The 11,459-nt window shown below is 59.4% G+C and carries 15 protein-coding genes and 1 tRNA gene; 7 read left to right on the forward strand and 9 right to left on the reverse strand.

From position 1 onward, the window contains the following. The first annotated feature begins 17 nt into the window (after nt 1-17). A complete protein-coding gene (locus EIK79_RS10660) occupies nt 18-881 on the forward strand; it encodes a ZIP family metal transporter (RefSeq protein ID WP_124955105.1) in 864 nt (287 codons plus the stop codon). A gap of 40 nt (nt 882-921) precedes the next feature. Here EIK79_RS10660 and EIK79_RS10665 read toward each other — a convergent pair whose 3' ends face one another. The 8 genes from EIK79_RS10665 to EIK79_RS10700 all read right to left on the reverse strand — a co-directional run bounded on the left by EIK79_RS10665 (nt 922) and on the right by EIK79_RS10700 (nt 6,472). Beyond that, nucleotides 922-1,431, reverse strand: coding sequence for a hypothetical protein (locus EIK79_RS10665; protein ID WP_124955106.1), 510 nt, complete (start codon nt 1,429-1,431; stop codon nt 922-924). Between the two features lie 55 nt (nt 1,432-1,486). Beyond that, nucleotides 1,487-1,813: a transcription factor S gene (locus tag EIK79_RS10670; RefSeq protein ID WP_124955107.1), complete on the reverse strand. Its 327-nt coding sequence runs from the start codon at nt 1,811-1,813 to the stop codon at nt 1,487-1,489. Between the two features lie 43 nt (nt 1,814-1,856). Then, nucleotides 1,857-2,816, reverse strand: coding sequence for a beta-ribofuranosylaminobenzene 5'-phosphate synthase family protein (locus EIK79_RS10675; protein WP_124955108.1), 960 nt, complete (start codon nt 2,814-2,816; stop codon nt 1,857-1,859). Between the two features lie 87 nt (nt 2,817-2,903). Continuing rightward, nucleotides 2,904-3,107: a hypothetical protein gene (locus tag EIK79_RS10680; protein ID WP_124955109.1), complete on the reverse strand. Its 204-nt coding sequence runs from the start codon at nt 3,105-3,107 to the stop codon at nt 2,904-2,906. Next, complete coding sequence (locus tag EIK79_RS10685; protein WP_124955110.1) at nt 3,104-4,636, reverse strand: TrkH family potassium uptake protein; 1,533 nt, start codon at nt 4,634-4,636, stop codon at nt 3,104-3,106. The genes EIK79_RS10680 and EIK79_RS10685 overlap by 4 nt, the downstream gene beginning before the upstream one ends. Before the next feature lie 103 nt (nt 4,637-4,739). Then, nucleotides 4,740-5,441 (reverse strand): potassium channel family protein, encoded by a 702-nt coding sequence (locus tag EIK79_RS10690; protein WP_124955111.1) that lies wholly within the window; start codon nt 5,439-5,441, stop codon nt 4,740-4,742. A gap of 38 nt (nt 5,442-5,479) precedes the next feature. Beyond that, on the reverse strand, nt 5,480-5,851 hold the full coding sequence (locus EIK79_RS10695) for a hypothetical protein (RefSeq protein ID WP_124955112.1): 372 nt from the start codon (nt 5,849-5,851) through the stop codon (nt 5,480-5,482). Between the two features lie 36 nt (nt 5,852-5,887). Continuing rightward, on the reverse strand, nt 5,888-6,472 hold the full coding sequence (locus EIK79_RS10700) for a class I SAM-dependent methyltransferase (protein ID WP_124955113.1): 585 nt from the start codon (nt 6,470-6,472) through the stop codon (nt 5,888-5,890). Nucleotides 6,473-6,544: 72 nt separating this feature from the next. On the opposite strand from EIK79_RS10700, the gene EIK79_RS10705 reads away from it, so the two are divergent. From EIK79_RS10705 to EIK79_RS10730, 6 genes are all read left to right on the forward strand, one after another. Continuing rightward, complete coding sequence (locus EIK79_RS10705) at nt 6,545-7,186, forward strand: adenylate kinase (protein ID WP_124955114.1); 642 nt, start codon at nt 6,545-6,547, stop codon at nt 7,184-7,186. A 103-nt stretch (nt 7,187-7,289) separates the two neighbouring features. Next, nucleotides 7,290-8,204: a DUF106 domain-containing protein gene (locus tag EIK79_RS10710; protein ID WP_124955115.1), complete on the forward strand. Its 915-nt coding sequence runs from the start codon at nt 7,290-7,292 to the stop codon at nt 8,202-8,204. A 39-nt stretch (nt 8,205-8,243) separates the two neighbouring features. Continuing rightward, complete coding sequence (gene cmk / locus EIK79_RS10715; RefSeq protein ID WP_124955116.1) at nt 8,244-8,822, forward strand: (d)CMP kinase; 579 nt, start codon at nt 8,244-8,246, stop codon at nt 8,820-8,822. Between the two features lie 4 nt (nt 8,823-8,826). After that, nucleotides 8,827-9,684 (forward strand): RNA-guided pseudouridylation complex pseudouridine synthase subunit Cbf5, encoded by an 858-nt coding sequence (locus EIK79_RS10720; protein ID WP_124955117.1) that lies wholly within the window; start codon nt 8,827-8,829, stop codon nt 9,682-9,684. Between the two features lie 88 nt (nt 9,685-9,772). Continuing rightward, nucleotides 9,773-9,843 (forward strand) — tRNA-Pro (locus tag EIK79_RS10725). A gap of 418 nt (nt 9,844-10,261) precedes the next feature. Further along, complete coding sequence (locus tag EIK79_RS10730) at nt 10,262-10,546, forward strand: hypothetical protein (RefSeq protein ID WP_124955118.1); 285 nt, start codon at nt 10,262-10,264, stop codon at nt 10,544-10,546. Between the two features lie 491 nt (nt 10,547-11,037). On the opposite strand, the gene EIK79_RS10735 is transcribed toward EIK79_RS10730, so the two are convergent. Continuing rightward, nucleotides 11,038-11,220: a hypothetical protein gene (locus tag EIK79_RS10735; RefSeq protein WP_124955119.1), complete on the reverse strand. Its 183-nt coding sequence runs from the start codon at nt 11,218-11,220 to the stop codon at nt 11,038-11,040. Nucleotides 11,221-11,459: the final 239 nt, after the last annotated feature.

An 11,459-nucleotide genomic window follows, 5' to 3' on the forward strand; every position in this document is an offset into this window, starting at 1 on the left:
CGTATTTTATTAATAAGATGGGAATCACGGATTCGATGGAGTTCGACAACCAGCTCAGACGATCGTCACAGGGTGGGATCGTTGCGGTCATCGCGCTTGTCTGTCTGTCTGGGATCGGGATCGCAAACGATCAGTGGAAGGTGTTCATCATCTCTTGGATCGGGTTCGCAGCGATGGCGGGGGCAGCCATTCCGGGATCGCGTGCGGAGGCGACGAACGCAGGTCAGTTGGTGTGGGGATATGGGCTTGCCAGCGGTGCGATGATAGCGAGTGCTTCGATCTTTCTCATCCCTCAAGCCATCGGGTTTTCCGCTACAGCCGGTGGAATCGGGATCGCTATCGGAGTTCTTCTCGGATATGGGGCACACACGATCGGTCACCGGCTTTCGCACGTCGAATCGTTCGGCACGGTCGCCGTCCAGCTCAGCGCGCACTCTCTCGCTGGGGGAGCGATCATCGGTCTCGTGTACGCGGCGCTTCCGGATCTAGGCCTGTTGCTCGGACTCAGTATCGTTTCGCACAAGGGACCGGCGGGGTATGCCGCTGCGCGCCGTCTCTCTCGTCGCGGTCACGACCCGTCCGTGTTGCTCGTTCCGGCCGCTGCGGTCGGGGTGGCTGCGCTGCCTGCGTCCATGCTAAATCTTCCCGTTTCGATGGCAGGAAACGCCGTCATCTCCGGCATTGCCACTGGTATTTTCCTCCACATCGCGATGGACTTTCTGCCGCAGTGTGATACTGGAAGCGAAATCGGGCAAGCGGTCGGCCACGATGAGAGCGCCGCCGTTCATGCCGAACTCGACCGGCTCCGGGTTCACGCCGTCGTGAGTACAGTCCTCGGCTCGGGAGCGGTCGTGCTCGCGTGGACAGTACTCGCCCGGTGATCCGTCATTTTCATCGACCGGTGTCGAGTCGTGCGTGCGGTTACAGTTCGATTTTGGTTGTCGGGTCGTCGAGTTCCCAGAGGAGGCGCGGAAGAAACGCGTTGAGGTGATCAACGAGACGGCGTTCAGAGACATCCAGTCCCTCACAGTGCGCGTGTGCTTCCTCTCGGATGCTCACGTGGATGTCGTCGTGCTCAACGTGGACTTCGAGCGGAAACACGGAACACCGGGTCGGTTTCCAGTCGTGTTCGGCGTGCAGCGCACAGAGACCGTCGTCGCGGAGGAAATAGCAGGCGCGATCGTCGATGTCGACGTGTTCATCGCGGTCTTTCTCCTCACGCCGGACGAAATCCCGACTCCGGAGCTGCTTGACGGCGTCGTTGAGCGGCTCTCGCTGGGCGAGTTCGCGGAGATCCTCACCGTAGAGGAGCACCCCGTGGTGACAACACCACGTACAGTCAGGAACGCATTCGAACGTGAGCTCCGGATCGAACTCCACGACCGCCTCACAGTCAGGATGAACTTCGATTCGGGTGGGTTCGATCACGATAGTGACTCAGGGTTCGTGGTGGCATACGTCCTTCGTCAGAGGCGTTCGATCGAATTCAACTGTATCCTCGCCAGCGGTGGCCACACTCAGTGCATTTGAAAAAGCGCGTCGGTGGCTCGTCGGCAGCGCCGGTCTGTTTGATCGTGTACCACGCCGTATCGTTGCCACACTCCTCGCAGGTGACATCGGCGGTGGGCTTGCCCTCGTCGGCGTCGCCCTCTTCGGTTTCGATCACGTCGTCGAACGTCTGGCTTTCGGTGCTGACGAATTCGGCCGCGCGTTCTTCGTCTTTGGTGGTGCGCGCGCCACAACTCGAACAGACCATGTCGTCAGTGTCTGGATCTGTGTGCATCAACGAACCGCACTCCTCACAGAACTGCATACACAACGTATCCACTCGACGCCTAAAAGCGGCTCCCTGCCGGTCACTCGTATCGTGCGCCGTGGTTTCTGGGCTTGCTCACGAGCACCTCACCGTCGGTGTCGATCGCCGCCAACGCATCAGTGGCTGCCGTGCGGGCCGCATCGATCCGATCACTGTCTGTGAGTCCATACACGACGGGTCCCCACGACGACTGTCCAACGCCAGTGACGGCGGATGCGTCGCGCAGTCGTTCAATGAGATCGCCGGCGGGTGGTCGGTACACGCCACCCTGTTCGTCGGCGTACCATGCGCCGTTGAGCCGTCCAACGGTGTCGATTGCACGACCGAACTGTTCGATGTTCTCCTCGGCAACGGCGGGGAGCAACTGGTGAGTGAGGACGACAGCGAGTTCCGCTCCGATAGTCGGATCGGCTCGTTCAACGACCGATCGCATCTGTCGATCCTCGCGCTCGCCGTGCTCACCCGTGATCCCCGCCGGAATCACGAGGACGAACCGCCAGTTTTCCGGGAGGGAATACCGTGCGAGAATGGATGGAACGGTCCACTCCCCCGGCTCGGGCGGTGCGGTGGTGAACAGTTCGGTTGGGTGACCTGTGTCGACAACGAACCCACCGGTCTCGAACGTCCCGACACCGACGCCACTCCGTCCGCCCCGTCCGAGCACTGGAGCGTGCTCTCGAACAGGAGCATCGATCTCGTACGCGCGAGCGATGGCCCCAAACGTGGCGAGAGCGTGCTGCGTGCCGCTGCCGAGACCGACGTGGCGCGGTAGTGCGCGTCGTAGCCGCACGCGAGCACCGGACACACCGAGCAACGACACGGCCCGCTCCGTTGCGGTCTGAACGACTGGATCGGCGTCAATGGTGTCGGCACGATGGGCCGTAAGGACGACACGTGGCTCTTCGAGCGCCACACCGACGCCGCCGTAAAGGCGTTCATGAGCCAACGAGAGGTTCTGAAAACCAATATGGAGCCGCGCTCCGGTTCGTACCGTCGCCATATCCGTTCCTGTCGAGGCGCGACCATGCGGGTTTCGACACCGGAGAGAGCTACCACCGCACCAGAGATACCGAGACGAGAACGCGACTCAGGATGTGACTCCGATCCACACGAGATACAGCACAAACGCGAGGATATAGCCCATAGCCAATGCGGTCGTCACCATTGAGCGACCTAACAGGGCAATCACGCCGATCACCACCGGACCACTCAGGATGAGCAACTCGTAGCCACGGTCGCCGTCTCCCGACAACGCCCGAACGAGTGGCACAGTCGAAGGGAGTTGACTCATGGTCGGTCACCCCGCACGAGGGCGGCACGGAGCAACACGAGCACGGGAATGATCTCTAGGCGACCGATCCACATGTTGAAGATGAGGAGGATCTTCGCCAGAACGGGCATTGTCGCACTAGTGATACCGGTCGAAAGCCCAACGTTCCCTTGAGCGCTTGCAACCTCGAACACGACGTTTGCGAGGGTAAATCCTTCCGCCGGTGGAATGAGTAACAACAAGGATATGATGCCGACGGCGAGGAAGACGAGCCAGAGGAGCGTAATGATGCCTGCTTCCTCGAATTCACGGGTAAGCTCGATATCCGAGAGGATCCGGCCGTCGATCTCGAATCGACGGATTGCAGACGACGGATAGAAGACATCACTGATCCGGTGTGCCATCCCTTTTCCGATGGTGAGCAACCGGATGAGCTTGATTCCCCCGACAGTCGATCCTGCTGACGCTCCGACAAACATCCCGAACGCGACGGTCAACTGGGACAGCGGTGACCACGTCTCACCGATCCCTGCGGTCTGGAAGCCAGTGCAAGAAGCCGCCGAAACGAACTGAAACAGGCCGAACCGAACTGACTGAAAGAGAGAATCGTACGTGCCGTACTGCTGCAACAGGCCGATAAGACCGACGCTTCCGACTGTGAAATAGATGAACACCCACCGGGTTTGGAGATCTCGATAAACGTTGTGTAGGTCACCCCGTAACATGAGGTAGTGGATCGGAAACGCGATGCTGCCTAAGATCATGACGGGAATGAGCGCGAATTCGATGACGGGGCTTTGGTAGGTTGCGATACTGTTGTCCGTGACGGAGAACCCGCCCGTCGACAGCCCGGTCATGGCGTGGTTGATGGCGTCCCAGATGGGCATGCCAGCCAGCCAAAGCAACGAGATCGAGAGAAACGTGAACAACAGGAAGATCCACCAGATCGTTCGAACGGTTGAGACGACGCTGGGGTGGATCTTCTTCGAGCGCGCTTCACTCTCATAGAGGGTGAGTGAGCCGCTGCCCGGTCGGGAAAGGATCGCCGTTGTGAGAACGATCACCCCGACACCGCCGATCCATTCGGTAAACGAACGCCACCATTGGAGCGTGTGTGGAAGTTTGTTCTCGTGGGCAGTCATGGTAAGTCCGGTTCCTGTGAATCCGCTCATACTCTCAAAGACGCTGTTGATCGGATTCCGGAATGCTGCCAGCGTCGCCGTATCAACGGTTGCCGGAACTACCCACGACGGCGCGAGCTGTACCGTCCACGCAACGGATAGAAACGGGACCGATCCGAACAGCGCCACGAGAAACCATCCCAGCGCGGCGATCATCATCCCGTGGAGTTTGCCCAGTTCCGCTCGCTCGCCAACGCGAGTGAACAACAGCCCAACACCGAGTGACAGTCCGCCAGAAAGTAAGATACCCGGAATGACGTAATATTCTTCCCAGACGATCGGTATGACAACGGAAAGAAGCATCATTCCGGACAGCGCCTGTAACATGCGGCCCAGATCTGAAACGACGGTGCGTAACCGAGAAGTCATCTATTACCCCGGTATCCCCGACGGGACCAAATATCTCGTGTTTCTCCTGCTCGGTTGTCGACACCGGGGCGGGGCGGAAGCAGGCCAGAAGCGGGGCGAGTGATTACGGCCGATTGTTCGCTCGATCGTGGTCACCGAAATGACCGAACAGGTCGGTGATTTCTGGTGTCGCACCCCGTTCGGAGTAGACGGTCACGAGATCCCCGGATTCGATGTGGGTATCACCACGTGGCGTGATGGGGTTGTCACCGTCCTCTCGTTCGATCGCAACGACGAGCGTATCGTCGGGGATGATCCCTTCGTTGGCTGCTGTCGACAGCGTTTTGCCGGCGACCGACGCCTCTTCACCGACGCGGATCTCGAACACTTCGGCGGTGTCTCCGACGTGCATGTAATCGACCACGGACGGGCGTTCGACCGACCGAAACAGGTTTTCAGCGATTAGCCGTTGGGGGTTTTGCAGCGTGTTCGCACCGACGCGCTCGAAGACGTTCATGTGATCGGGATCGTGGACAACCGAGACGATGTTCGGAACGTCGAACTCCTCAGCAAGCAAACAGACCATGACGTTGGTCGCGTCCCTGTCGGTCGTCGAAATGACCGCGTCTGCGCGCTCGACTCCGGCATCGATCAGGGTGTCCTGCACGGTCGCGTCGTCGTTGAGAACGAGACAGTCGAACGCGTTGGCGGCGGTCTCGGCCCGTTTCCGATCGCGTTCCACCACGACGACCTCATTACCGGATTGGGTAGCGATATCGATGAGTTGTGTTCCGATGTCCCCTGCACCAACGACGATGAGATACATGGAAACACTACGACAAAATCGGAGGAAAGCTTGTCGTTCTACGCACGAAGCTCATACCCCGGCCCGTGCTGGTACACTTCTCGAAAGATCCGTTCGATGAAGTCAGCAATGTGTTTGGGATCCGCGATTGCAGCGACGTGAACGGTTCCTGTCGGTGCTTTCCGGGTAGCCGGTTGCTCAATCTTGAACACTGGAAACGACGCCAGCACGTCGTTGAGTCGGTCCTGTGCCCCGTCGCTGACATCGAGCGTGATCGTTCGATCGGCGTACTCCACCCGTGCGGTGTCGGTTTTGAACACGACGCGGTCGCTGTCGCGCTTGCGGTGAGCCGCGATCGTCTCGGTGATAAGCGCGAGCCGGTCGCGTCCGGTGTGTGCCTCGCTGGACATGATCTGATCGATGGTGGCCATGGTGAAAAGCTGGCGTCCTCCGTCTGGCGGAAATAGTCAGGCGAGCGCGACGCACTGAATCCAGTTGTCGTCGACAGTCATGTATTCGATCGTGAATCCGGCTTCGGTCACGCGGTCGGTGATTTCCTCGCGAGTGTAGAGGGTGAATCGTCTGGTGTCGTCCACGTAGGTGGTGCCAACCATTGTTCCCTCGCCTCGCTTGACGGCCAGCGCGAGCGGTCCCGATCGCAGGGCTCGGTGGAACTCCGCGAGCGTCGCGGGCGCGTCCGACCGTGGGATGTGGAGAAACGACGCACACGCCCACAGTCCATCGATCGAGCCGTCCATGACACCCAACTGTCGCATGTCCATCCGGGCAAACCGTCCGGTCGCCGTCTGTTCGTTCGCCAGTCGGAGAAACGCCGGTGTGAGATCGACACCGATCGGATCGTAGCCCCGCTGTGCGAACGTCTCGGTCTCCCAGCCCGGCCCACAACCGACATCGAGCACGCGGGCACCGGTAACCGCATCGAGAAACCGATCCAGCAGCGGCCGGATCGTGGTTCGATCGGCGTGGCGCTCACAGTACTGCTCGGCAACGGACCCGTAGGTGGCGATCGTCGACGCGATCGACTCGTCCATACTCCACTGACGTACCACACGTTTGAAAGCTGTTTCTTCAAGCTTTTAGGCGCGCGCGTCAGCATCGCATGTATGGACGAACATCCGCGAATCCTGCTGCTGGGTCCGCCGGGAGCCGGTAAGGGTACACAGAGCGAGCATCTCGTCGACGCGTATGACATTGAGCACGTCACGACGGGCGACGCGTTGCGCGCGAACAAGGATATGGAGACCGAATACGGCACCCCACGAGAGTTCATGGACGCCGGCGAACTCGTTCCCGATCCGGTCGTCAACGAGATCGTCGCGGAGGCGGTGTCGAACGCCGAAGGGTTCGTGCTGGACGGCTATCCCCGAAACCTCTCACAAGCGGAGTATCTCGACGACATTACCGATCTCGACTGCGTGTTGTTTCTCGCCGTCGACCGCGATGAGCTACTCCGTCGGTTGACGGGCCGGCGTGTCTGTCCGGGGTGTAATAAGACGTACCACGTGGAGTTCAATCCCCCCGAGACGGAGGGCGTCTGCGACGATTGTGGATCCGAATTGACCCAACGCGACGACGACACCGAAGCCGTCGTGAGCGAACGTCTCGACGTGTACGAAGAGAACACAGAACCGGTCGTGGAGTTCTATCGGGATCGAGGCGATCTGATCGAGGTTGATGGCGAAGGGTCACCAGAAGACGTTTGGGAGAACCTTCACCGCCAGGTCGAGACGGTCGTCTCGGAATAACGGTTCATCCCCACATCGGCCGACGTGAATTCCCTCCGTGTTGATGCGCCACACGCTCCCGTAGAAAGCAGGGTTGATAATGCGGGATATCCTAAGGCCGGTAATGGCACGTGCAGAACAGAAGGTGAACGATCTCCTCGCGGAAGATTCCAGCATGAGCGATGCACTCTCCGCCGTTCTCGCTCAGGCTGATGCGAACGGCGGTACGGTGGAGTGGTCTGATGTCAATGGGGAGTTAACGAGCGGTCAGTGGGGGCGCATCATTGAAAAAGGGTTGCTACAAAGCGCCAACGGAAACGGGTTCGCCGTCCAAAACCCCGAAACGGTACGTGCCGCGCTCAACGGTGGAGCGAAATCGGGATCGGAATCGGAGTCCATTACCGGCCAAGTAGATGACGATGACGAATCCAGTTGGACGACGTATGACAAGCTAGCCGGCATCGGGGCACTCGGACTGATGGTCGGCTACTGGTTCCCACCCGTCCTTAACACGATCGGATCCACGCTCCACACCGCGATCGCTCCGCTCTACCAGTTCCTCCCGTTTTATATCATTGTTCTCCTCTTGGCAGTGCTCACCGGCCTGTACTCGACGGTGCTCCGGTCGAAGCTCGTCGACACCGAGAAAATGGGGGAGTATCAACAACAGATGCGTGATCTTCAGGATCGCCAGAAGAAGGCCAGAGAACGCGGTGACGACGAAGCACTCCAGCAACTCCAACAGGAACAGATGGAAGCCATGGGCGATCAGTTGGGAATGTTCAAAGAACAGTTCCGACCGATGGTGTGGGTCATGCTGCTCACGATCCCGGTGTTCCTCTGGCTGCGCTGGATGACTGGAGCCGGACCGCTGCCAGGAACGGCTCGTGTGATCATGCCGTTCGTCGGAGAAGTCGGCTGGAACGACACCGTCCTCATCATGCCCGCGTGGATCATGTGGTATATGATCTGCTCGTTCGGTTCCACGCAGGTCATCATGAAAGGTCTCGATCTCCAGATGACACCGTCCACGAACTAATAAGACAACCTCTTTTAGGGCTACTGCCGGAGATAGAGCATGTTGATCACGGTTTCCGGCCCTGCTGGTGTCGGTAAAAGCACGACTGCCACCGCACTCGCAGACGCCCTTGAGTACGATCACGTAAGTGGTGGGGATATTTTTCGATCGCTTGCCGATGAACGAGGGGTGAGTCTGCTTGAATTCAACCAACTCGCAGAAGAAGACGATCAGATCGACCGGGATCTCGATCGTCGACTCCGTGAACTCGCACGCGACCGCGATGCCCTCGTGATCGAATCCCGACTCGCCGGCTGGATGGCAGGAGAACACGCCGACCTCCGGGTGTGGCTCGATGCCCCCTCCACCGTCCGTGCGGCTCGGATCGCTGACCGAGAGGGAAAGAGCGTCGAACAGGCTCGCTCCGAGACCCAAACCCGAGCGGAAAGCGAGGCGCTCCGGTATCAGGAGATTTACGGCATCGATATCGAAGATCGCTCGATCTACGATCTCTCGATCAACACTGCACGGCTGGAGCCATCGGGGATCGTCGAGACCATCGTGACGTTCATCGAAACGTACAGTCCCGCCGGAGACGAGGGCAAAGCCCCGATTGAGGGCGTCACGTACGATTTCTGAACCGATGCGCACAGCACCCCAGAACCGCGATGTCGACGAACTCCTCTCGTTCGGCGTCGTGAACCTCGACAAGCCGCCCGGTCCCTCCGCCCATCAGGTGGTGGCGTGGCTTCGTGATCGGTTGGGCGTCGGTCGGGCCGCCCACGCGGGGACGCTCGATCCGAAGGTGACGGGCTGTCTGCCGGTGTTGACTGGAGATGCGACGCGGATGGCACAGGTGTTCGACGCGAGCGATAAAGCCTACATTGCGGTGCTTGAACTCCACGGACACGCCGAGGATCTTGATGTGCTGTCGGCGTTCGAGGGCCCGATTCTTCAGAAACCGCCGCGAAAGAGCGCTGTCAAACGTCGGCTCCGAACGAGAACGATCCACCGGTTGGACGTGCTCGAACGCGATGAACGGCGCGCATTACTTCGGGTCGAGTGCGAGAGCGGGACATACGTTAGAAAGCTCTGTCACGATCTCGGGTTGGCTGTCGGCACGGGCGCGCACATGGGCGATCTTCGCCGGGCAGAGACGGTGCCGTTCGACGACACCGATCTGGTGACGATGCACGATCTCACCGACGCGATGGCGTTCTACGAAGACGGTGACGAGGACCCGATACGGGAGGTCGTCGCCCCCGCTGAGCGAGCGTTGACTCACCTGCCGAGCGTGACGATTGCTCCGAACGCCGCCCGCGAGGTCGCAAACGGCGCGCCGGTGTACGCCCCCGGCGTGATCGACGCCGCGGACGCCGAACAGGGCGCACTCATCGCGTGCTACACGCCCAACGGGTCGGCTGTCTGTCTCGGTCGGCTGGTCGGTGATCCCGACGCGGGGTCGGGAACGGTGGTCGACACTGAGCGCGTGCTCGTCTAACAGTATGAATGGCGCGGAGAAACTGGCCCACAACGGAAGCAAAGCGAAGGGCTTAATCCCCGATGGATCATTTATCCATGTACGGCGCGGGACCGTGGGGTAGTGGTATCCTCTGCGCATGGGGTGCGTTGGACCTGAGTTCGAATCTCAGCGGTCCCATTTTCTGTGGCTCGAAACGAGTAGTAGTCCGTTGGTGTGTCAGGGCGTTGGTCTCTTCGTGGACTGTTATAAAATCCTTTCAACTGTGCCAGTGGCGACGGAGGCATCGAAACCAGCAATAGCATTTCTCGCGGGGCATTTCGACTCACAATGATCGCCAATCCCATCAACACGCGGTCACGACACAGCCTACCCGGCGAACCTGATTACTCACGTATCCATTGCCACTGGTGGCCGTCGCTCCAACGCGGAGTACACGGACCAATCCAACGACACGACCGACACCATAGCCTAGAGTTTTATATCATAACGGGGCAACGATGTGATCGGAGGCCGACCGCGTTACAGTCCCACACGGATCGTGTGGGTCCGGGTGCTGATCCCACCCGGCAAAGGTCTCCATAACGACCAGAAGACCATGTTCGATTCTGATCCAAACGACCTTGAAGGTACCGACGTGCTCACAGACAGAGAGGAACGACGTTCCGCAAGCAGACGGCCAACGGCCGTCGATGACATCGAAGAGACGATCCTGCGCTACTGCTGGACGAAAACCGACGAATGCCCGGCGTGTGGCTGTGAGACCCCGCTTCGCGTCGGCGTCGAAACAGAGGGTGAGGAGATCGTGAGTGCTCCAGACTGCCAGTTGTGTGACGCCGTACTCACGGCGGTCACCGACGGTGTGGAGTTCGACCTCATCTGACCGGATCCGGACAGTGTTGCTGGGTCCCTTCGTGGACCTTTTTATGATCTGTGTACAGGGGGGGTCCACGAAGATAGGTGGTGCTGAGACCGATGGAGAAAGCTTTATTGGAGTTCTCCACGGATTTTCACCCCCTCTTTCAACTGTGCCAGCGGCGACGAAGGCATTGAAACTTCGGAAGGATATAGAGAACATAGATGGCCGAAGCGCTTTCAACTGTGCCAGCGGCGACGAAGGCATTGAAACAGTTTTTCTCTCATTGTTGGATTCCCTCAGCGGATCTTTCAACTGTGCCAGCGGCCAAGAAGGCATTGAAACTATCCTCAAATCTGTTCCGGCGTCGTGTTTGGTCTTGTTCAATTGCGCCAGCGGCGACCGAGGCATCGAGATTTGCCGATCACACCCGATAAACGAGCCCACACGTTCAGATATCAGACACTGGAAACACGGCCCGAAGAGACAGCCTACGAGCCGGACGAGACGCACTGCTGTCATATCCACCGTACCGGGATTTCAACAAGACCGAGCAGGCCAGCGCGAACCGGCAATCCATCGGAAATCATCGACATGCTTGCGACCGGATCAACGCCGTCGGTAAAGCCGACGCGTCGAGCAGCGACGAATGAGTATCCACCGCCGCGGCGCTCACCGAGCCGCGAACAGTCCCGAAACACAGCGTTGCCAGCAACAGCGACGAACCATACGAGCCATTGACCTCCTCCCGCGCCTAAAGTCGCGTGAATCCCACCATAGGATTTCGGGCCAGTCGAACCAACCCTAAGGTTTCAAGACGCATACGTTCCAAGCGTCATCTGCTAGGTGGCAGCATCGTCTTGGCTGTCTTGTGGAGCGGTCAAAGGCTCCCCATCCTCAGCCGAGTCATCGCTATTCGTGTCTTCTCTGGAACATGTCT

The organism is Halocatena pleomorpha, assembly GCF_003862495.1.
Lineage (GTDB): Archaea > Halobacteriota > Halobacteria > Halobacteriales > Haloarculaceae > Halocatena > Halocatena pleomorpha.